The organism is Paludibacterium denitrificans, from assembly GCF_009707705.1.
GTDB lineage: Bacteria > Pseudomonadota > Gammaproteobacteria > Burkholderiales > Chromobacteriaceae > Paludibacterium_A > Paludibacterium_A denitrificans.
The window spans coordinates 2,257,427-2,277,399 of the sequence record NZ_WLYX01000001.1; the positions used below are offsets into that span (position 1 = coordinate 2,257,427).

The 19,973-nt window shown below is 61.4% G+C and carries 23 protein-coding genes, 5 tRNA genes and 4 pseudogenes; 26 read left to right on the forward strand and 6 right to left on the reverse strand.

Annotation, left to right across the window (positions count from 1 at the left end; translation table 11 throughout):
* Nucleotides 1–48: 48 nt before the first annotated feature.
* Nucleotides 49–1,513, reverse strand: a pseudogene (gene guaB, locus GKE73_RS14710) (IMP dehydrogenase).
* Nucleotides 1,514–1,681: 168 nt separating this feature from the next.
* Here guaB and GKE73_RS24925 point away from each other — a divergent pair.
* The 13 genes and pseudogenes from GKE73_RS24925 to GKE73_RS14775 all read left to right on the forward strand — a co-directional run bounded on the left by GKE73_RS24925 (nt 1,682) and on the right by GKE73_RS14775 (nt 6,581).
* Nucleotides 1,682–1,861, forward strand: a complete 180-nt coding sequence (locus tag GKE73_RS24925) for a DUF4124 domain-containing protein (protein ID WP_230370558.1) — start codon at nt 1,682–1,684, stop codon at nt 1,859–1,861.
* 58 nt (nt 1,862–1,919) lie between these two features.
* Nucleotides 1,920–2,078, forward strand: coding sequence for a hypothetical protein (locus GKE73_RS14720; RefSeq protein ID WP_230370559.1), 159 nt, complete (start codon nt 1,920–1,922; stop codon nt 2,076–2,078).
* 72 nt (nt 2,079–2,150) lie between these two features.
* Nucleotides 2,151–2,305, forward strand: a pseudogene (locus GKE73_RS14725) (GIY-YIG nuclease family protein); the annotation flags it as partial.
* Nucleotides 2,291–2,893 (forward strand): UvrB/UvrC motif-containing protein, encoded by a 603-nt coding sequence (locus GKE73_RS14730; protein ID WP_512698927.1) that lies wholly within the window; start codon nt 2,291–2,293, stop codon nt 2,891–2,893. The pseudogene GKE73_RS14725 and the gene GKE73_RS14730, both read left to right, overlap by 15 nt.
* The gene (locus GKE73_RS14735; RefSeq protein WP_230370562.1) at nt 2,848–3,264 is read left to right on the forward strand and encodes a hypothetical protein; all 417 of its coding nucleotides are present in this window, start codon (nt 2,848–2,850) and stop codon (nt 3,262–3,264) included. Before GKE73_RS14730 ends, GKE73_RS14735 begins: the two co-directional genes overlap by 46 nt.
* Nucleotides 3,212–3,886, forward strand: a complete 675-nt coding sequence (locus GKE73_RS14740; protein ID WP_230370563.1) for a helix-hairpin-helix domain-containing protein — start codon at nt 3,212–3,214, stop codon at nt 3,884–3,886. The genes GKE73_RS14735 and GKE73_RS14740 overlap by 53 nt, the downstream gene beginning before the upstream one ends.
* Nucleotides 3,887–3,901: 15 nt before the next feature.
* Nucleotides 3,902–4,485, forward strand: a pseudogene (gene pgsA, locus GKE73_RS14745) (CDP-diacylglycerol--glycerol-3-phosphate 3-phosphatidyltransferase).
* An 81-nt stretch (nt 4,486–4,566) separates the two neighbouring features.
* Nucleotides 4,567–4,642: transfer RNA gene (locus tag GKE73_RS14750), tRNA-Gly, on the forward strand.
* A 21-nt stretch (nt 4,643–4,663) separates the two neighbouring features.
* Nucleotides 4,664–4,739: transfer RNA gene (locus GKE73_RS14755), tRNA-Gly, on the forward strand.
* Nucleotides 4,740–4,762: 23 nt separating this feature from the next.
* Nucleotides 4,763–4,838: transfer RNA gene (locus GKE73_RS14760), tRNA-Gly, on the forward strand.
* Between the two features lie 21 nt (nt 4,839–4,859).
* Nucleotides 4,860–4,935, forward strand: a tRNA-Gly gene (locus GKE73_RS14765).
* 43 nt (nt 4,936–4,978) lie between these two features.
* Nucleotides 4,979–5,052 (forward strand) — tRNA-Cys (locus GKE73_RS14770).
* Between the two features lie 944 nt (nt 5,053–5,996).
* Nucleotides 5,997–6,581 carry an amidohydrolase family protein gene (locus tag GKE73_RS14775; RefSeq protein ID WP_230370564.1) on the forward strand — a complete coding sequence of 195 codons (585 nt, stop codon included), beginning with the start codon at nt 5,997–5,999 and terminating at the stop codon, nt 6,579–6,581.
* Here the strand turns inward: GKE73_RS14775 and GKE73_RS14780 are convergent.
* The 3 genes from GKE73_RS14780 to GKE73_RS14790 are packed head-to-tail and all read right to left on the reverse strand — an operon-like array spanning nt 6,575 to nt 7,856.
* Nucleotides 6,575–6,934, reverse strand: a complete 360-nt coding sequence (locus GKE73_RS14780) for a hypothetical protein (protein WP_230370565.1) — start codon at nt 6,932–6,934, stop codon at nt 6,575–6,577. The two genes, GKE73_RS14775 and GKE73_RS14780, sit on opposite strands and share 7 nt — an antisense overlap.
* 23 nt (nt 6,935–6,957) lie before the next feature.
* A complete protein-coding gene (locus GKE73_RS14785; protein ID WP_230370566.1) occupies nt 6,958–7,155 on the reverse strand; it encodes a hypothetical protein in 198 nt (65 codons plus the stop codon).
* A complete protein-coding gene (locus GKE73_RS14790) occupies nt 7,143–7,856 on the reverse strand; it encodes an MFS transporter (RefSeq protein WP_230370567.1) in 714 nt (237 codons plus the stop codon). The genes GKE73_RS14785 and GKE73_RS14790 overlap by 13 nt, the downstream gene beginning before the upstream one ends.
* Between GKE73_RS14790 and GKE73_RS14795 the strand changes: the two genes are divergently transcribed.
* The 13 genes and pseudogenes from GKE73_RS14795 (at nt 7,840) to GKE73_RS14835 (ending at nt 18,196) form a co-directional block, all read left to right on the forward strand.
* Complete coding sequence (locus GKE73_RS14795) at nt 7,840–8,085, forward strand: hypothetical protein (protein WP_230370568.1); 246 nt, start codon at nt 7,840–7,842, stop codon at nt 8,083–8,085. The two genes, GKE73_RS14790 and GKE73_RS14795, sit on opposite strands and share 17 nt — an antisense overlap.
* A gap of 153 nt (nt 8,086–8,238) precedes the next feature.
* The gene (locus GKE73_RS14800; protein WP_230370569.1) at nt 8,239–8,841 is read left to right on the forward strand and encodes a hypothetical protein; all 603 of its coding nucleotides are present in this window, start codon (nt 8,239–8,241) and stop codon (nt 8,839–8,841) included.
* Nucleotides 8,842–8,926: 85 nt separating this feature from the next.
* Nucleotides 8,927–9,193: a glycine zipper family protein gene (locus GKE73_RS14805; protein WP_230370570.1), complete on the forward strand. Its 267-nt coding sequence runs from the start codon at nt 8,927–8,929 to the stop codon at nt 9,191–9,193.
* A 166-nt stretch (nt 9,194–9,359) separates the two neighbouring features.
* Entirely contained in the window at nt 9,360–10,586 is a 1,227-nt protein-coding gene (locus tag GKE73_RS14810) for an MdtA/MuxA family multidrug efflux RND transporter periplasmic adaptor subunit (RefSeq protein WP_230370571.1), read from the forward strand.
* A 15-nt stretch (nt 10,587–10,601) separates the two neighbouring features.
* On the forward strand, nt 10,602–12,017 hold the full coding sequence (locus GKE73_RS23805) for an efflux RND transporter permease subunit (protein ID WP_280954960.1): 1,416 nt from the start codon (nt 10,602–10,604) through the stop codon (nt 12,015–12,017).
* Nucleotides 12,005–12,322, forward strand: coding sequence for an efflux RND transporter permease subunit (locus tag GKE73_RS23810; RefSeq protein WP_312854471.1), 318 nt, complete (start codon nt 12,005–12,007; stop codon nt 12,320–12,322). Before GKE73_RS23805 ends, GKE73_RS23810 begins: the two co-directional genes overlap by 13 nt.
* Nucleotides 12,225–13,601 carry an efflux RND transporter permease subunit gene (locus tag GKE73_RS23815; protein WP_312854472.1) on the forward strand — a complete coding sequence of 459 codons (1,377 nt, stop codon included), beginning with the start codon at nt 12,225–12,227 and terminating at the stop codon, nt 13,599–13,601. Before GKE73_RS23810 ends, GKE73_RS23815 begins: the two co-directional genes overlap by 98 nt.
* A gap of 97 nt (nt 13,602–13,698) precedes the next feature.
* Complete coding sequence (locus GKE73_RS14820) at nt 13,699–15,762, forward strand: efflux RND transporter permease subunit (protein ID WP_280954961.1); 2,064 nt, start codon at nt 13,699–13,701, stop codon at nt 15,760–15,762.
* Nucleotides 15,648–16,814 (forward strand): annotated as a pseudogene (locus GKE73_RS23820) (efflux RND transporter permease subunit). Before GKE73_RS14820 ends, GKE73_RS23820 begins: the two are co-directional and overlap by 115 nt.
* Nucleotides 16,811–17,008 carry a hypothetical protein gene (locus GKE73_RS14825; protein WP_230370572.1) on the forward strand — a complete coding sequence of 66 codons (198 nt, stop codon included), beginning with the start codon at nt 16,811–16,813 and terminating at the stop codon, nt 17,006–17,008. Before GKE73_RS23820 ends, GKE73_RS14825 begins: the two are co-directional and overlap by 4 nt.
* On the forward strand, nt 16,954–17,409 hold the full coding sequence (locus GKE73_RS14830; RefSeq protein WP_230370573.1) for a TolC family protein: 456 nt from the start codon (nt 16,954–16,956) through the stop codon (nt 17,407–17,409). Before GKE73_RS14825 ends, GKE73_RS14830 begins: the two co-directional genes overlap by 55 nt.
* Before the next feature lie 33 nt (nt 17,410–17,442).
* Nucleotides 17,443–17,568 carry a hypothetical protein gene (locus tag GKE73_RS23825; protein WP_280954962.1) on the forward strand — a complete coding sequence of 42 codons (126 nt, stop codon included), beginning with the start codon at nt 17,443–17,445 and terminating at the stop codon, nt 17,566–17,568.
* 79 nt (nt 17,569–17,647) lie between these two features.
* The gene (locus tag GKE73_RS14835; RefSeq protein WP_280955219.1) at nt 17,648–18,196 is read left to right on the forward strand and encodes a TolC family protein; all 549 of its coding nucleotides are present in this window, start codon (nt 17,648–17,650) and stop codon (nt 18,194–18,196) included.
* Nucleotides 18,197–18,216: 20 nt separating this feature from the next.
* Here the strand turns inward: GKE73_RS14835 and GKE73_RS14840 are convergent, their stop codons facing one another.
* Both GKE73_RS14840 and GKE73_RS14845 read right to left on the reverse strand, forming a co-directional pair.
* Entirely contained in the window at nt 18,217–19,638 is a 1,422-nt protein-coding gene (locus GKE73_RS14840) for an ABC transporter ATP-binding protein (RefSeq protein WP_230370575.1), read from the reverse strand.
* Nucleotides 19,599–19,967: a hypothetical protein gene (locus GKE73_RS14845; RefSeq protein WP_230370576.1), complete on the reverse strand. Its 369-nt coding sequence runs from the start codon at nt 19,965–19,967 to the stop codon at nt 19,599–19,601. Before GKE73_RS14845 ends, GKE73_RS14840 begins: the two co-directional genes overlap by 40 nt.
* Nucleotides 19,968–19,973 lie beyond the last annotated feature (6 nt).

The following is a 19,973-nucleotide window of genomic DNA, read 5'->3' on the forward strand; positions in this document are numbered from 1 at the left end:
CAAATAAAAAGTAGCAATGCTCTTGCGATATCAACACTACAGCAACGCTTAGCGTTCCACGTGGTAGTTTGGTGCTTCCTTGGTGATCTGCACATCGTGCACGTGCGATTCACGAATACCTGCCGAGGTGATTTCCACAAAGCCTTTTTCGTGTACTTCTTCGATCGAACGGCAACCCAGATAGCCCATCGAGGAACGCAGGCCGCCCATCAATTGATGGATAACCTGAGCGATCGGGCCCTTGTACGGTACGCGGCCTTCGATGCCTTCCGGAACGAACTTGTCGACGTTGGATTCGTTGTCCTGGAAGTAACGGTCGGACGAGCCTTGGGTCATGGCGCCGAGCGAACCCATGCCGCGGTACGATTTGTACGAGCGGCCTTGGTACAGTTCGACTTCACCCGGAGCTTCTTCGGTACCGGCAAACATGCCGCCCAGCATCACGGTGTTGCCACCGGCAGCCAAGGCTTTGGCAATATCACCGGAGAAGCGGATACCGCCGTCGGCAATCATCGGTACGCCGGTGCCCTTGAGGGCTTCGGAGACATTGTGGATGGCCGTCAGTTGCGGCACGCCCACACCGGCTACGATACGGGTGGTACAGATCGAGCCGGGGCCGATGCCCACTTTTACGGCGTCGGCACCCATGTCCAAAAGGGCACGAGCAGCGTCAGCGGTAGCGATGTTGCCGCCAATGACGTCAACATCCGGGAAGTTCTGTTTTACCCAGCGTACGCGGTCCAGCACGCCTTGGCTGTGGCCGTGAGCGGTGTCCACCACGATGGCATCGACGCTTAGCCAGAACCAGCTTTTCCACGCGCTCTTCCGTGCCTTAAGCACCCACGCCAACCGCTGCACCCACGCGCAGACGGCCTTGGCCATCCTTGCAGGCAAACGGGTGTTCGCTGGTCTTGACGATATCCTTTACGGTGATCAGGCCCTTCAGCACCCAGTCATCGTTGACAACCAATACCCGTTCCAGCTTGTGGTGGTGCATCAGTTCACGGGCTTCGTCGATGCTGGCGCCTTCCTTGACGGTGATCAGGCGATCACGCGGCGTCATGATGGAGGCAACAGGTTGATCAAGACGGGTCTCGAAGCGGAGGTCACGGTTGGTGACGATACCCACTACCTTGCCATTATCAATAACCGGCAGGCCGGAGATTTTGTGCTGGCGGGTCAGTAGAACCAGATCGCGTACCAGCATGTCCGGTGCGATGGTAATCGGGTCTTTCACCACGCCACTTTCATGGCGTTTTACCTTGGACACTTCCTTGGCCTGCAGATCGGGGCTCATGTTCTTGTGAACAATGCCGATCCCGCCTTCCTGTGCCATGGCGATGGCGAGGTTGGCTTCGGTCACGGTATCCATGGCAGCGGACACCAGTGGCAGATTCAGTCGGATGTTGCGGGTAAACTGGGTGGAGAGGACTACGTCGCGCGGCAGAACAGCGGAGTGGGCCGGGACGAGGAGAACGTCGTCGAAAGTATAGGCTTTCTCGATGATACGCATCTGGCGTTTCCTTTGCGGCAAAGCGGCATTATACCGATAGGCCGGGACGGATTGCAAAAAATCTGTTGACATCCGGCTTTTGCCGCCGGGAAGCGTACCGACGTACAATCAGGCTCTGATCTATTCTGGACGGAATGCCAAACCCATGAAAACTTCCCTTTTGCTGCTGTGTCTGGCCGGGGCGTGACCGGTGTTGCCCATGCCGAGGTTTACCAATGGAAGGATGCTTCCGGCCGTACGGTGTACTCGGATCGTCCGCAGCCGGGTACACATGCCCAGCGTATGAATATTCGCCACACGGCACCGGCTACCGCGGCTTCGGCCCCTGCGCCGGGCCAAACCGGCTGATCCGAAAGCCGCCAGCGTCGATGCGGCCAATGCCAAGATTCGCGAGGCCAATCAGAAAGTGCGCGAGCAAAACTGCAAGACGGCGCGCGCCAATCTTGCTTCGTTGCAAACGCATGGCCGTATCGCCATGCCGGGTAGCAATGGGCTGGCCACCGACGCGCAGCGCGTCGACATGATCAAGCGCGCCCAGCAAGACGTACAAACCTGGTGCAATTGAGTGGCTACACCCGCCGCATTTGACCCCCGGCCGGTGTTGGCCGGGCTGCCTAATCTGCCCGGCGTGTACCGCATGTTCGATGCCGCTGGCAACGTGTTGTATGTGGGCAAGGCGATTGATCTGAAGCGGCGGGTGAGTTCGTATTTCCAGAAAAATGACTTGTCGCCACGCATCGAACTGATGGTGCGCCGGTGGCACGGTTGGAAACCACGGTGACGCGCTCGGAAGCCGAGGCGCTGATTCTGGAAAACAACCTGATCAAGTCGCTGGCGCCCAAATACAACATCCTGTTCCGCGATGACAAGTCGTATCCGTACCTGATGATCTCGGGGCATGACTATCCGCAGTTGGCCTACTATCGCGGCGAGCCGAAGCGGCCGCACCAGTTTTTCGGGCCGTTTCCCAACAGCTACGCGGTGCGCGAGAGTATTCAGATCCTGCAAAAAGTCTTTCGCTTGCGAACCTGCGAAGATGCCGTGTTTGCCAACCGTTCCCGTCCCTGCTTGCTGTACCAGATCAAGCGTTGCTCGGCACCCTGTGTCGGCCATATCGGTCAGGACGATTACCGCCGTGATGTCAGCAGTGCCGTGGCGTTCTTGCAGGGCAAGCAAAGCGAACTGATCGACGCGCTGACCGATCGCATGATGGCCGCGTCGCAAGCTATGGAGTTTGAGCAGGCGGCCGAGTTGCGTGATCAGATTCAGGCCCGGCACGCGTGCAGGAAAAGCAGTTTGTTTCCAGCAATTCCAGCCAGCTCGATGCCGATGTGGTGGCCGTTCAGCAAGCGTCCGGTCTGGTGTGCATCAATCTGGTGATGATCCGCGGTGGTCGCCATCTGGGTGACAAGAGCTTTTTCCCCAGCAACAGTGACGACAGCGATGTTTCGGCCAACCTTGAAGCGTTTCTGGCCCAGCATTATCTCGGTTCGCCGCTGCCGCCGGTGATCATCATCAACGGCAGCATTTCTGATGTACTCAAGGAATATCTGGAAGAACAGGCCGAACGCTCGGCTGACCATAGTCAATCACCCCATCGGCGAGCGCCGCGTCTGGCTGGAAATGGCCGAGAAAAATGCCGAATTGGCTATTGGTCAGAAGCTTTCCAGCAAATCCACCCAGCAACACCGTCTGGCCATGTTGAACGAAGTCTTGCAGCTGGAAGGCGTCGAGCGGCTGGAATGTTTTGACATCAGCCATACCATGGGCGAGGCGACCGTGGCTTCCTGCGTGGTGTACGACAAGGGCGGCATGCAACCGTCGGAATATCGTCGTTACAACATCGAAAGCGCCAAACCGGGCGATGACTATGCCGCCATGCGCGAGGTGCTGACGCGGCGTTACCGCAAGTTGGCCGAAGGCGAAGGCAAGATGCCGGATGTGGTGCTGATCGATGGCGGCAAGGGCCAGTGCGCATGGCGCTGGAGGTTTTTGCCGAACTGGGCGTCAACGTCCCCATCGTCGGCGTGGCCAAAGGGGGAGGAGCGTAAGCCCGGTCTGGAAACGCTGATCCTCCCTTATCTGGAAAAGACGCTACAATTGCGCCAGGACCACCCGGCATTGCATTTGATCCAGACCGTGCGCGACGAATCGCACCGCTTTGCCATCACCGGCCACCGTGCGCGGCGTGCCAAGGCGCGTACCGCCTCGACGCTGGAAGATATTCCCGGCATCGGCGCCAAGCGACGGCAAAGCCTGCTGATGCGCTTTGGCGGTTTGCGCGGTGTTGTCGCGGCCAGTGTGGATGACCTGGCACAGGTGGACGGTATCAGCCAGATGTTGGCCGAAAAAATTTATAACGCACTGCATTGAGTACGACACATTCCGATGCCTTTCAATTTGCCGATATTCCTCACCTGGCTCAGGGTGGCGCTGATTCCGATCTGCGTTGCCGTGTTTTTCCTGCCCGATACCACCCTGATCTCGGAGCATCGCAATATTCTGGGTGCCACCATTTTTGCCCTAGCGGCCGTCACTGACTGGCTGGATGGCTTTCTGGCCAGACGCCTGCAGCAAACCTCGGCCTTTGGCGCATTTCTCGATCCGGTGGCGGACAAGCTGATTGTCGCCGCTGCGCTGATTCTGCTGGTGGAACTGAACCGTACCGAAGGCTGGATGGCGATGATCATCATTGGCCGCGAAATTGCCATCTCCGCGCTACGCGAATGGATGGCGGAAATGGGCAACCGCAAGAGCGTGGCGGTGGCCTACATCGGCAAACTGAAAACCACGGCGCAAATGGTTGCCATCCTGTTGCTGCTGTATGCTTAAGCCCGCTGTTGCCCGGGGTGGATACCCTGTGGCTGGGTAACCTGTTCATGGTGGTTGCCGTGATTTTGACTTTATGGTCAATGGCTTACTACCTGCGCATGGCGGCGCGCGAGTTTTCTGGCAAAAAAATCGACGTGTGAAGTGTTGACAGGGACGGATTAATCCTTATAATTCGCAGTCTCTCGCCGTTGCTCCGGTAGCGGCAGGGAAGTAAGAGATACGCGGGAATAGCTCAGTTGGTAGAGCGCAACCTTGCCAAGGTTGAGGTCGCGAGTTCGAGCCTCGTTTCCCGCTCCAGTTTCTCTTGCGTTATGTGACGCGGGAATAGCTCAGTTGGTAGAGCGCAACCTTGCCAAGGTTGAGGTCGCGAGTTCGAGCCTCGTTTCCCGCTCCATCTTGCTCTTTGCGTTACGTGCTGCGGGAATAGCTCAGTTGGTAGAGCGCAACCTTGCCAAGGTTGAGGTCGCGAGTTCGAGCCTCGTTTCCCGCTCCATTGCTCTTTACGTTACGCCCTGCGGGAATAGCTCAGTTGGTAGAGCGCAACCTTGCCAAGGTTGAGGTCGCGAGTTCGAGCCTCGTTTCCCGCTCCAGTTTATTGCTATCAGCACACTGTGCTGGTAGAACGCCACTTACGGCGGGGTAGCAAAGTGGTTATGCAGCGGATTGCAAATCCGTCTACGCCGGTTCGATTCCGACCCCCGCCTCCAGACAAAAACCCAGCAAATGCAAGTTTGCTGGGTTTTTTGCCATTTCATCCGCTACTGTTGTTATCCGGCCCAGATGTCGCGATGCCCATATCGGTATAAATCTCCGTATCGGCTTTTGCCCTTGGCTTATGAGTATGGTGGGCTTCGGTTGACCGCCCGGCATTGCTCTGCCAGTCTGAGGGCATAGTTTGCCTTGGGCCTTCTGCATGCATTCTCCTGTTGTTAACGACCACCTGATCCTGCGCGGTGAGGTTCTGCATTTTTTGGCGGACCCCGGGCCGGAAGATAATCCGGCAGCCCTGGCAACACTGGCCGGATGGCTATGTGTCCATCATTGCTTAAGCAAGGTGGCTGCAGTAGGGGAGTGGTCAGTGCTTGATCACTCTAGCCTCGCATTGGCAGTCGTGCACGATCATCACGGCAAGCTGATTTTGCCGGGTCTGGTGGATACCCATTTGCACTATCCACAGGTTGGTATCATCGGGGCATTTGGCCTAAGCAATTACTCGATTGGCTCAACGACTACACCTTTCCGGCTGAAATGCAGTTTGCCGATCCGGAACTGGCGCAGCGGACGGCCGCATTTGTGCTCGATCAGCTATTGGCCCATGGCACCACCACGGCAGCGGTGTTTGCCAGCGTGCATCCGGTGTCGGTGGATGCGTTCATGAGCGAAGCGCTGCAACGCAATATGCGCGTGCTATGCGGCAAGGTGTTGATGGATCGGCATGCGCCGACGGCACTACTGGACAGTGCCGAAACCGGAGCGCAGCAGTCGGCCGATCTGATTGCGTGCTGGCATGGCAAGGGCTGGGCTACGCCATCACCCCGCGTTTTGCCCCCACCTCCACGCCCGCGCAGTTGCAGCTGGCGGGCGAGTTGTACGCCAGCTTACCGGATTTGTATGTGCAGTCGCATCTGGCGGAAAACCACCGCGAGCTGGCTTGGGTGGAATCGCTGTTTCCGGTCGGCGCGATTATCTGGATGTCTATCAACACTATGGGTTGGTCGGGCCGCGTACCATTTATGGCCATGCCATTCACGTGTCGCCCGCGCAGCGCCAAAGGTTGGCCGAAGCCGGAGCAGCGGTGGCATTTTGCCCGACCTCCAATCTGTTTCTCGGCAGTGGTTTCTTTGATCATGCCGCCATGCTGGAGCAGGGCGTAGCCGTGGGCTTGGCCACGGACGTTGGGGCCGGGACGTCACTCAGCCTGATTCGCACGCTTGGCGAGGCTTACAAGGTGTCGCAGGCAGTGGGGCGACCGCTGCCGCCGCTACGCGGCTGGTATCTGGCCACGCTGGGCGGTGCCCGCGCCTTGTGTCTGGATGACGTGATCGGCAATTTTGCCGTGGGCAAGGAAGCCGACTGCGTGGTGCTGGATCTGAACGCCACCCCGCTGCTGGCGTTCCGTCTGGAGCGAGCGACTACGCTGGCGGAGCGTTTGTTTGCCCTCAGTACGCTGGGTGACGAGCGCCATGTGCATCAGGTGTATCTGGCGGGTTGCCCCATGTTATCGGCGGTTCAGTGATCGATGCTGGCCTTTGCGGGGGCATTACGCTGGCCGGTTGCTCCGTCTTCTGCCGTCAATTGCAGGAAAATGCCCGCAGCCAGTAACGTCAGAGCGCCCACGCACAGATAGGTGGTGTGGAAGGCGCCGAGAATCTGGGCTTGCCCCGGATGTTGTGACAGGTTGACGAAGCCGCCCAGCAACGCCGCAGCGGCAGCTACGCCCAGACTCATCGACAATTGCATCACTACCGACAGCAAACTGTTGCCGCTGCTGGCCGTACGCTCGTCCAGATCAATCAGGGTCAGCGTATTCATGGCGGTGAATTGTAGCGAGTTGACGGCGCCAAACAGTGCCAGATAACCATATAGCAACGCCTTGGGCGTGTGACCATCAATCAGGGAAAAGCGATCAGCAGGCCCAGCACCAGCGTGTTGCCGACCAGCACGCGGCGGTAACCCAGTTTTTCCAGCAACGGCGTGGCAATGGCCTTGGCACTCATCGCGGCCAGTGCCAGCGGGATCATGGTCAGACCCGCTTCCATCGGGTTGTAACCGAGCGCGACCTGCAGCAACAACGGTGTCAGAAACGGCATGGAGCCGCTCCCCAGTCGGGCAAATAGGTTGCCCAGTATCCCGACGGCAAAACTGTGGGTATGAAACAGCGACAGGCTGAACAGCGGCGTGGCAAAACGGGCGGCATGCAGCCAGTAGGCGGCCGGCTGGCGAGGCCCGCCATCAATAGCAGCATCACCTTTGCATGGGCGAATTGCAGCTCGCCCAGCCCTTCCAGCGCCAACGACAGCAAGACCATGGCTGCGCCGAACAGCAGAAAACCGGCCCAGTCGAAGTGCGGTGGAACACGGTCTTTCATGGCGGGCAGATAGCGTAACGCGGTGAGGCAGCCGATCAGGCCGACGGGCAGGTTGATCAGGAAAATCCAGTGCCAAGAGGCGTACTGCACCAGCCAGCCGCCCAGAGTCGGGCCCAGTAGTGGGCCAACCAGACCGGGGATGGTGACGAAGCCGAGCACCCGCACCAGTTCGGTACGGGGGTAGTTGCGCAGGATGATCAGCCGCCCCACCGGCATCATCAGCGCGCCGCCAACCCCCTGTGCCACTCGTGCTCCCACCAGCATGGTCAGCGTGGTGGAGAGTGCGCACAGCAGTGAACCCAGACTGAACATGACGATGGCCAGCATGAAAACCCGACGTGAGCCGAAACGGTCGGCCAGCCAGCCGGATGCCGGAATCAGCATGGCCACGGTCAGCATGTAGGCGATGACGGTCGATTGCATGCGCAGCGGGCTTTCCCCCAGCGTCAAGGCCATGGTAAAGCAGGGCGGTGTTCAGGATGGTGCCGTCCAGCGTTTGCATGAAAAACGAAACGGCGACGATCCGGGGCAGGAGTCGGGCCGTACGGGCATCGAGCAGGGGGGTAGCGTTCATGAGCCGTTGCGAGGTGTGGTGGGTAGCGGTGAGCCAAGTGGCTTATCTTGCCGCAAGACATGGCGGAGGGCAAAGTGACGGGCGCGCTGGTTAACACTTCTAAACACTTCCGCGAACATGACTCAAAGATGGCTCATACCTTGTTCCCTACAATGAAACCATCTCCAGTCAAGGACTGTGCGACGCAAGGCGGCATGAGGCCGCCACAGGCTGCACGGCAAGGTGAGCAAGATGAAACATACCGGACGTTGGATGGTGTTGCCGTTGCTGGCACTGTCGCTGTTGACCGGCGCGGTGGCGCAAGCCGACCCATTTGAACATGGTGGCTATGCGTCGCCGTTCCACCATGTGCGTGGCGGCGGTCCCGGCTGGCACCCGCATCATCTGGATATCGACGCCCTGGCACGGCGGCCGCTGGTTCCATGGCTATCATGGCGACAGGCTGGGCTGGTGGTGGATTGCTGCCGGTACATGGTTTTTGTACGACGCTCCGGTTTATCCGTATCCGGTGTCGCCCGCGGTGGTGATGTTGCCGCCCCCGACGGTACAGGTGGCTCCGCCTGCTCCCGCGGTGCAGGAAGCGCCGGTGCAGTCGTGGTATTTCTGCCGCTCGAAGAAGCAGTATTACCCGTATGTGGAACATTGCCCGGAAGGCTGGAAAACGGTACCGGCCACACCGCCGGAACGTTAATGCGGCAGAAGGAATACGAACATGAAAACTGTTGTGTCATGGATGACGCCACTGGTTTTGCTCAGCGTGTTGGCGGGTTGTGCCACCCGGCCGATCGGGCCGACTGCACAGGTGATTGCTTAGGCGCCGGGCAAGCCGTTTGAAGTATTCCGGCAAGATGATGCCGAATGTCGGCAGTTTGCCGCGCAAGCCGCCGGGACCAGCAGCACCGATGCGGCCGCCAACAACATGGCGGGCAGCATGGCCTTGGGGACGGTGGTGGGCGCTACGGCTGGCGCCTTGATGGGCGGTCATCGTGGTGCCAGCGTTGGCGCCGCCGGTGGGCTACTGGTGGGCACGGCCAATGGCGCCGGACAATCGGCTTATGCCGGACAGGATGCGCAGCAACGTTATAATCTGGCCTATCAGCAATGCATGTATGCCAAGGGCAATCAGGTGCCGGGTTATGGCTCGCCGCGTAGTCGTGGTTATGCCATGCCCCCGCCTTATCGTTGAGCGCGTCTGATCCGCTCTTAGGGCGGAGGAATGCTGTGATGTATACGGAAGGGAAGCAGTGCGATTAGCCTGCTTCCTTTGGTTTTTTCTCAAAATTTAAAACGGCCGCTCCATGACCACTCCCAATACCCCGTCTGAAGCTGGGGAGGTTTGCGTTTCTTCCTCAATGAGTAAAAAACGCAAGCGTCTCCGGCCTGTTGTCATTTCGCTGATCACCGTGTCGCTGTTGGCAGGCGTGTGGTTTGTCAGCCATCGTCAGCCGGACGACGGCAAGAAACCGCACAACGGCATCATGGCGGTGACCGTGGCGCCGGTGACGGCGAAGGATGTGGTGCTCGACCTGACCGCGCTGGGCACGGTGACGTCGAACCACACGGTGACGGTACGCAGCCGGGTGGATGGCCAGCTCGACAAGGTGATGTTTGAGGAAGGGCAGACGGTACGGCAGGGCCAGTTGCTGGCGCAGATCGATCCGCGGCCGTTTCAGGCGCAGCTGACGCAGGCAGAAGGGCAGCTGCTGCGCGATCAGGCACTTTTGCAGAATGCTCGGCTAGATCTGGAGCGCTATCGCCAGCTGTTGGCGCAGAACTCGATTGCCAAGCAGCAGGTGGATACGCAGGAAGCGCTGGTGCGCCAGTATCAGGGTACGGTCAAGGTGGATCATGGCGCGGTGGATAACGCCCGTCTGCAACTGGGTTACAGCCGCATCAGCGCGCCGGTGAGTGGCCGCGTTGGGCTGCGGCAGGTGGACCCGGGCAATATCGTGCATGCCAGCGATACTAACGGCCTGGTGGTGATTACTCAGGTGCAGCCGATCAATGTGGTGTTTGCCGTGCCGGAGACCCAGCTGACGGCGCTGCTGGAAGCTTACCGGCAGAATCCGGCGCTGAAAGTTGAAGCCCGGAACCGTGATAACAGCGCCAAGTTGGCCGAAGGGCGGTTGCTGACCGTGGATAACCAGCTCAATACCAGTACCGGGACGGTCAGCCTCAAGGCGCGCTTTGCCAATGCCGATCAGGCGCTGTTTCCCAACCAGTTTGTCAATGTGCGGCTGCAGCTGGGAGTACAGCAGCAGGCGCCGGTGATTCCGGCCGTGGCGGTGCAGCAGGGACGCGGCGGCAGTTATGTGTATGCGGTGAACCGGGATCAGAAAACCGTGTCGGTCCGCCAGATCAAGACCGGTGCCACGCAGAACGACGACGTGGTGGTGAGCGCCGGGCTGAAACCGGGTGAGCGGGTAGTGGTGGATGGCGTGGACAAACTGCGTGAAGGCGCCAAGATCCGCGTGATCGACCCGGCCTCGCTCGACGGCAAGGCCGGTGGCAAGGGACGTCATGGCAAGCGTGCGGCCAGTGCCGGTGCGGCGCATGCGGCCTCGGCTTCGGCCAACTAGGCGCCGGGGCCGGGCATGAATCCTTCGCGTTTGTTTATTCAGCGGCCAGTGGCCACCGCCTTGCTGATGGTGGCCATCATGCTGGCCGGGCTGGTGGGCTGGCGGTTGCTGCCGGTAGCGGCATTGCCGCAAGTGGATTACCCCACCATTCAGGTGGTGACACTCTATCCGGGGGCCAGCCCGTATGTGATTACCTCGTCGGTGACGGCGCCACTGGAGCGCCAGTTTGGCCAGATGCCGGGCATGGCGCAGATGTCGTCATCCAGCTCGGGCGGCGCCTCGGTCATTACCCTGCAATTTGGACTGGATGTCACGCTGGACGTGGCCGAGCAGGAGGTGCAGGCGGCCATCAACGCGGCCTCCAATCTGCTGCCAACGGATTTGCCCAGCCCTCCGATCTACAACAAGGTCAATCCGGCCGATGCGCCGATTGTTACCACGGCCGTCAGTTCCGGGACCTTGCCGCTGACCCGGCTGGAAGACCTGGTGGATACCCGGCTGGCGCAGAAGCTGTCGCAACTGCCGGGGGTGGGGCTGGTCAGCCTGAGCGGTGGCCAGCGCCCGGCGGTGCGTATCCGGACCCGTCCGCAAGCGCTGGCAGCACGCGGCCTGACGCTGGAGGACGTGCGTACCGCCATTGGCAACGCCAACGTCAATCAGGCCAAGGGCAGCTTTGACGGCGCGAAACAGGCGGCGACGCTGGATGGCAATGACCAGCTGAAATCTGCGGACGAATACCGCCAACTGGTGCTCGCTTATGTGGCCGGTGCGCCGGTGCGTCTGGCGGATGTCGCCGATGTGGTGGAAGCGGCGGAAAATACCCGTTTGGCAGCCCGGGCCAATAGCACGCCAGCCATTATCCTCAACGTGCAGCGCCAGCCGGGCGCCAACGTGATTCAGGTGACCGACCGCATCAAGGCCTTGCTGCCGCAGTTGAAACAGACCCTGCCCGGCGCGGTGGAGGTGACGTTGCTGTCGGACCGCACCGTCACCATCCGCTCCTCGGTGGAGGATGTGCAGTTTGAGCTGTTGCTGTCGATTGCGCTGGTGGTGATGGTGATCTTCCTGTTCCTGCGCAATCTGCCTGCCACGCTGATTCCGGCCGTGGCGGTGCCGCTGTCGTTGGTGGGAACCTTTGGCGTGATGTATCTGGCGGGGTTTTCCATCAACAACCTCACCTTGATGGCGCTGACCATTGCCACCGGTTTTGTAGTAGACGATGCCATCGTGATGATCGAGAACATCGCGCGCTACATCGAGGATGGCGACACGCCGATGGCGGCAGCGTTGAAAGGCTCGCAGCAGATCGGTTTTACCATCATCTCGCTGACCTTCTCGCTGATTGCCGTGCTGATTCCGCTGTTGTTCATGGGCGATGTGGTCGGGCGGCTGTTCCGCGAATTTGCCATTACCCGGCGGTGGCGATCCTGATTTCCGCCGTGGTTTCCCTTACCCTGACGCCGATGATGTGTGCCCGCATCCTGAAACATGTGCCGGAGGCGAAGCAGGGGCGTTTCTACCACGCCAGCGGCGCCTTCTTCGAGCGGGTGATTGCCCGTTATGGCCGCATGCTGAACTGGGTGCTGGAGCGGCAAACGCTGACGCTGCTGGTGGCTAAACGGCACGCTGGTGTTGACCGTGCTGCTGTACGTACTGGTGCCCAAGGGCTTTTTTCCGCAACAGGATACCGGGGCGATTCAGGCCATTACCGAAGCGCCGCAGTCGGTGTCGTTTAGCGCCATGGCGCAACGCCAGCAGGCGCTGGCGCGTGAGCTGCTGCAAGACCCGGCGGTGGACAGCCTGTCGTCGTTCATTGGTGTGGATGGCAACAACGCCACGCTGAATAGCGGCCGCATGCAGATCAACCTCAAGCCCAAGAGCGAGCGCGATGACCTGAGTACGGTGCTGAACCGCTTGCAGAGCAAGGCCGACGGCCTGCCGGGCATGTCGCTGTATTTGCAGCCGGTGCAGGATTTGTCGATTGATGCGCGCGTCAGCCGGACTCAATACCAGTTTACCTTGCAGGCTACCAGCCCGGACGAGCTGAGCCTGTGGGTACCCAAGCTGGTGGCCCGGTTGCAGCAATTGCCGCAGCTGGCCGACGTCAACAGCGATTTGCAGGACAAGGGCTTGCAGGCGTATGTCACCATCAACCGTGATGTGGCGGCGCGGCTGGGCGTGACCACGGCGGCCATCGACAATGCGCTGTACGATGCGTTCGGCCAACGTCTGATCTCCACGGTCTTTACCCAGACCAACCAGTACCGGGTGGTGCTGGAGGTGCATCCGGACAGTGTGGCCGGGCCGTTGTCGCTGAAGAACATTTATGTTGCCACCAGCGCGGGGACACCGGTGCCGCTGGATACCGTGGCGAGCCTGAGCGAGCGCCATACCTTGCTGTCGGTCAACCATCTGGGGCAGTTCCCCACCACCACCATTTCCTTCAATCTGGCACGCGGTGCGTCGCTTGGCGAGGCGGTGCAGGCGATCCGCTCCGCCGAGGGCGAGCTTGGTCTGCTTACCAGCCCGGAAACGCGCTTTCAGGGCGCGGCCATGGCGTTCCAGAATTCGCTGGACAGCACGCTGTGGCTGATTCTGGCGGCCATCGTCACCATGTATATCGTGCTCGGGGTGCTGTACGAGAGCTATATCCACCCGGTGACCATCCTCTCCACTTTGCCCTCGGCCGGTATCGGCGCCTTGCTGGCGCTGCTCTTGTCGCGTACCGAACTGGGGGTGATTGCCATCATCGGCATCATCCTGTTGATCGGCATCGTCAAGAAAAACGCCATCATGATGATCGACTTTGCGCTGGAAGCGGAACGCGAGCAGGGTCTGCCGCCGCGCGAGGCGATCTATCAGGCCTGCCTGCTGCGTTTCCGCCCGATCCTGATGACCACCATGGCGGCGTTGCTGGGGGCCTTGCCGCTGATGCTGGGCAGCGGCATGGGCTCGGAGTTGCGTCATCCGCTGGGCATTACCATGGTGGGTGGCTTGCTGGTGAGCCGGTGTTGACGCTGTTTACCACGCCGGTGATCTACCTGCTGTTTGACCGGCTGGCGCGCCGCGTAAGCGCCGGGCGGAGCGCAGGGTTGGCCGAAAAGGCCGAGTCATGATTCCGTCGGCACCCTTTATCCGTAGGCCGGTGGCCACCACGCTACTGACGCTGGCGATTCTGCTGGCCGGGTTCATCGCCTTTCGCCTGCTGCCGGTGTCGCCGTTGCCGCAGGTGGATTTCCCCACCATCTCGGTTTCGGCCAACCTGCCGGGGGCCAGCCCGGAAACCATGGCGGCGACGGTGGCGACACCGCTGGAGCGCGCGCTGGGGCGCATTGCCGGGGTGAGCGAAATCACCTCCAGCAGTTCGCAAGGTTCCAGCCGCATTACCTTGCAGTTTGATCTGGACCGTGACATCGACGGCGCCGCGCGCGACGTGCAGGCTGCCATCAACGCCGCCCATGCGCTGCTGCCCACGGGCATGCCGTCCAATCCGAGTTACCGCAAGGTCAACCCGGCGGACGCGCCGATCATGATTCTGGCGCTGACCTCCGATACCCTCAGCCGCGGCCAGATGTACGATGCCGCCGATACCATTCTGGGCCAGAAGCTGGCGCAGATCGAAGGCATCGGTCAGGTGATCGTGGGCGGCGGCTCGCAGCCGGTGCGGGTGGAACTCAACCCGATGCAGCTCAACCAGTACGGCATCGGGCTGGAAACGGTGCGTAACGCCATTACCGCCACCAATGCCAACCGCCCCAAGGGCATGCTGGAAGCGGGCGACCGCCACTGGCTGGTGCAAGCCAATGATCAGGCGCGCGAGGCCAAGGACTATCTGCCACTGATTGTCAGCTACCGCAACAATGCCGCGGTGCGTCTGGGCGACCTCGGCGAGGTGAAAAATGCCGTGGTGGATGTGCGCAACGCCGGGCTGGTCAACGGCAAGTCGGCGGTGATGCTGATCCTGTTCCGCCAGCCGGGCGCCAATATCATCGCCACGGTGGACCGGGTCCGTGCCGCCTTGCCGCAATTGCAGGCGTCCATTCCGCAATCGATTCATCTGGCGGTGACCATGGACCGCTCGCCCACCATTCGCGCGTCGCTGCACGAGGTGGAAACCTCGTTGTTGCTGTCGATTGCGCTGGTGATCCTGGTGGTGTTCCTGTTCTTGCGCAACGGCCGCGCCACTGCCATCCCCGCCATTACCGTGCCGGTGTCGCTGGTGGGCACGTTTGTGGTGATGTATCTGGCCGGTTTCTCGCTCAACAACCTCAGCCTGATGGCGCTGACGGTGGCGACCGGCTTTGTTGTGGATGACACCATCGTGGTGCTGGAAAACATCAGCCGCTATCTGGAAAAGGGCCTGACGCCACGGCAGGCGGCGCTCACCGGCGCGCGCGAAGTGGGCTTTACCGTGCTGTCGATGAGTATTTCGCTGATTGCGGTGTTCATTCCCATCTTGCTGATGGGCGGCATCATCGGCCGCTTGTTCCGCGAGTTTGCCGTGACCTTGTCGGTGGCGATTATGGTGTCGTTGCTGGTGTCGCTTACCACCGCGCCGATGCTGTGCTCGCGCTGGCTGAAAACGCGTGAGGTTTCGGCCAACTTGCCGGAGCCCAACCGGCTGCTGCGCCTGAGCGCGCGCGCGCTGGATGCCATGCAGCGCGGGTATCAGCAGTCGCTGGACTGGGCCTTGCGCCATGGCCCGCTGATGATGCTGTTGCTCGGCCTTACCGTGGCGCTCAATGTCTATCTCTACATCGTGGTGCCCAAGGGCTTTTTTCCGCAGCAGGATACCGGCCGACTGGGCGGCATGATCCGCGCCGATCAGAGCATTTCGTTCCGGGCCATGCAGCACAAGCTGCAACGCTTTGTCGACAAGGTCAGCCGCGATCCGGCGGTGGATCAGGTGGCTGGCTTTACCGGCGGCGGCCAGCGTAACACCGCCAACCTGTATGTCAGCCTCAAGCCGCTGTCGCAGCGCAAGGACAGTGCCGAACAGGTGATCGCGCGGCTGCGCAAGACCCGGCGCGTGAGCCGGGGGCCACGCTGTTTTTGCAGGCGGTGCAGGATATTCGCATCGGCGGGCGGCAAAGTAGCGCGCAGTACCAGTACACCTTGCAGGGCGATAGCCCGGAGGAACTGCGCAGCTGGACGCCGCGCGTGCAGCAGGCGTTGAACAAGTTACCGCAACTGGCGGATGTGAATTCCGATCAGGAAGTGAAGGGCGTGCAGATGATGCTGACCTTCGACCGCGACAGCATGGCGCGCTTGCATATCACGCAGAAACAGGTGGATGCGGTGCTGAACGATGCGTTCGGCCAACGTCAGGTGTCCACCATCTACAACCCGCTCAACCAGTATCACGTGGTGATGGAAGTGGCGCCGCCGTTCTGGCAAAACCCGCAGGCGCTGCAGCACATCTATCTGCAAACGCCGAATAACCAGCCGGTGCCGCTGTCGGCCATTGCCCGTTATGCGCCGACCTCCACCGCGTTGTCGGTCAACCATCAGGGACAATTTGCCGCCACCACCGTGTCGTTCAACCTGCCACTCGGGGTGTCGTTGTCCGATGCCACCACGGCCATTCAGCGCGCGCTGGCGCAGATTGCCCTGTAAGCGACCATTCAGGGCAGATTTCAGGGCAGCGCCAAGAGCTTTCAGGATTCACTCAGCAGCCAGCCGTGGCTGATTCTGGCGGCGCTGCTGGCGGTGTATATCGTGCTCGGGGTGCTGTACGAAAGCCTGGTGCATCCGCTGACCATCCTCTCCACCTTGCCCTCGGCCGGGGTGGGGGCGCTGCTGGCGCTGATGGCCTTTGGCAGTGAGTTCAGCATCATCGCGCTGATTGGCGTGCTGCTACTGATCGGCATCGTCAAGAAAAACGCCATCATGATGATCGACTTCGCCCTGACCGCCGAGCGCGAACAGGGGCTGACGCCGCGTGAAGCCATCTATCAGGCCTGCCTGCTGCGTTTCCGTCCCATCATGATGACTACACTGGCGGCACTGTTTGGCGCCTTGCCGCTGGCGCTGGGGCGTGGTGACGGCGCCGAGTTGCGCACGCCGCTGGGCATTTCCATCGTCGGCGGGCTGATCATGAGCCAGCTGTTGACGCTCTATACCACGCCGGTAGTGTATCTCTACATGGAACGCTCGCTTAAATGGTGTCTGGCGCGAGTGGCACGCTGGCGGCGTTCGCCGGTATCGGAAGAAGGAATCACACGGTGAAGCATCTCCGTTTGTTGGGTGCCGCGCTGGCACTGCTGGGGCTGGCGGGTTGTGCGGTGGGCCCGGATTATGTGCGGCCAAGCTGGAATTTGCTTAGGCGCAGTACAAGGAAAACAGCCAGTGGCAGCTGGCGCGGCCAATGGATGCCAGCCCGCAGGGGCCGTGGTGGACGGTGTATGGCGATAGCCAGCTGAATGCCTTGATGGACGAACTGAACCGCCAGAGCCCGACGCTGGCCGCGGCCGAGGCGCAATACCGGCTGGCTCAGGCGCAACTGCGTCAGGCCGAATCCGGGTTGTTTCCGTCGCTATCGGCCACGGCTGGCCGCACGCGCGGCACCCAGTCGTCCGGCTCCGATTCCGTCAGCAATCAATACTCGCTCGGTCTGGCGGCCAGTTGGGAAATCGACCTGTGGGGGCGGGTGCGCCGCGCCGTGGAGGCGGGGCAGGCCAAACAGGCCGCCGATCTGGCGCAACTGCATGCAGTACGCCTCAGCAGCCAGGCACAACTGGCATCGGCCGGCTGCAACTGGTGGTGGCCGACCGGCAACTGGCGCAATTGCAGGATAGTGCACGCACGTTGGCCGAAACCCTGACGCTGACCCGTAACCAGTACCGCTTAAGCCGTAGTGTCTGACGCCGCCGTGGTGCAGGCGGAAAGCCAGCTCAAGAGCGCTCAGGCGCAGGTGGTGGACAAGCAGCTGACGCGGGCGCAACTGGAGCACGCCATCGCCAGCGCGCTGGGCAAGACTTAGCCGGAACTGTCGCTGCCGTCGCAGGCCACGCACGAGCCACACCTGCCTAGCCATTCCGCCCGGCATTCCGTCCGCGCTGCTGGAGCGCCTACCAGATATTGCTCAGGCGGAACGGAACATGGCCGAAGCCAATGCCCAGATCGGGCTGGCCAAGGCGGCGTTCTTCCCCACCTTGTCGCTCAACGCCAGCGGCGGTTACAAGGGGGCCAGCTTTGCCAACTGGGTGACGCAGCCCAACCGCTTCTGGTCGCTTGGCCCGAGTCTGGCGCTGGCGCTGTTTGATGCCGGTTTGCGCAAGGCGCAGAGCGATGCCGCCATCGCGCAGTATGACCAGACGGTGGCGAGCTATCGCCAGACGGTGCTGGCGGCGTTCCAGTCGGTGGAAGACAATCTGGCAGCGCAGCGGCTGTTGAGCGAGGAAGCCGAGTTGCAGCAGGCTGCGGTGACGGCCGCACGCCGGAGCGAAACCATTACGCTCAACCAGTACCGCGCCGGTACGGTCAGCTACATCAACGTGATGACTGCGCAGGCCAACCGGCTGGCGGCGGAAAAGACCGCCCGGGACATCCGCAACCGCCAGTATCTGGCCAGCGTCAACCTGATCACCGGCATTGGCGGCCAGTGGTAAGCCCGGTGTCGTTCGCCGCCTCAGGCTTCGGCCTGGCTGCTTTGTAGCTGTTGCAACTGGTACAGACGCTGGTAAATGCCATGCTCGATGGCCATCAGCTGGTCATGATTGCCGGTTTCGGCAATCTGGCCGTGATTGAGCACGATGATGCGGTCGGCGTCGCGGATGGTGGACAGGCGGTGGGCGATGGAAATGAGCGTGATCTGCCCGCGTAGCGCGGTCAGGGTCTGTTGTACGCGCTGCTCGGTTTCGCTGTCGATGTGCGAGGTGGCCTCGTCCAGCAGCAGTATTTGGGGGCGGCCCGCCAGCGCGCGGGCAATGGCGATCAGTTGTTTCTGTCCGCTGGACAGGCGCGTGCCGCTCTCGCCCATGTCGGTATCATAGCCGTGTTCCAGCGCCAGAATCAGCTCGTGCACACCGGCCGCCCGGGCCGCCGCTTCGATGTCCTGTTGGCTCAATCCACGTCCCATGTCGATGTTCTCGCGCGCGCTGGCGGCCAGCAGAAACGGCTCCTGTGGCACTAGCCCGATTCCGGCGCGGAAGGCGTCATCGCCAATCTCGTCCAGCGCGATGCCGTCCAACCGGATGCTTCCCTGCTGTGGTGCATAAAAGCGCAGCAACAGTGACAGCAGGGTGGATTTGCCACTGCCGGTATGGCCGACGATGCCGTAGAACTTGCCCGCCGGAATCGCCAGTTGCAGATCATGCAGAATCGGGTGGCCCGGCTGGTAGCCAAAGCTGACGTGATCGAAACTCACCGCGCCGTGGCTGATGCTGGCTTCACCCCGGCCGGGCGCCTGACGCGGTTCCTGCAACAGCGCATTGACGCGCGCGGCTGCTACCACCGCCTGCTGCAGCTGGCTGAACTGCAGCGTGATCTGGATCAGCGGCTCCACCACGCGCGCAATGTAGCCGACAAAGGCGTACAGCACGCCAATTTCCAGCCCGGCGGGCGGACGTTGGCCGAAACGGGCAATCACCACCACCAAGAGCACCACGTTAAGCAAATCCAGCGCCGGGCGCAGCAGCCGGGCATTGGCCGACAGCTCGGACAAGCGGGCACGGTACTGTTGCCCGTTGGTGGCGATAAAGCGCTCGCTAAAGCGGCCTTCGGCGTTGCTGGCTTGCAGCACGCTCATGCCGTTGATCGATTCGGCCAACTGCGCATTAATCTGGCTGCGCAGCTCACGCGCCTGCGCCACCGACGGCGCGCTCCAGCGCTGGTAGCCCCACACGATCAGCGCCATGGCCGGAATCAGCAGCAACACCACCAGCATCAGCCGCCAGTCCAGCCAGGCCATGGCCAAGAGGGCGCCCAGCACCACGATGCCGCTGTTGAGCATGACAAACAGCACCTGCACATACAGCGCCTTGACCGACTCGGTATCGTTGGTGACGCGGCTCACCAGCTGGCCGGTAATGGCGCGGTCGAAAAACGCCATCGGCAGCGCCAGAACGTGTTCATACACCGGCGGCGCAGACGTTCGACACAGCGCATGGCCACGCTTACCAGCCGCACCAGTTGCAGGTAACGCAATGCCGAGGCCACATAGCCGGACAGCAGGCTGCCCGCCAGCAGCAGGACGATCACGCCCCAGTCGAGTTGATGCGGCAACAGGTAACGGTCGATAAACACCTTGCCCAATAGCGGGCCAGCGGCTTCCAGCAAGGCTGCCAGCACCAGCCAGAGCAGGCCCAGCCACAGGTGACGGTGTTCCGGTGCGGCAGCCAGACGCAACAGCGTCATGGCATCACGGCGTTCAGTCTTCATTCAGGC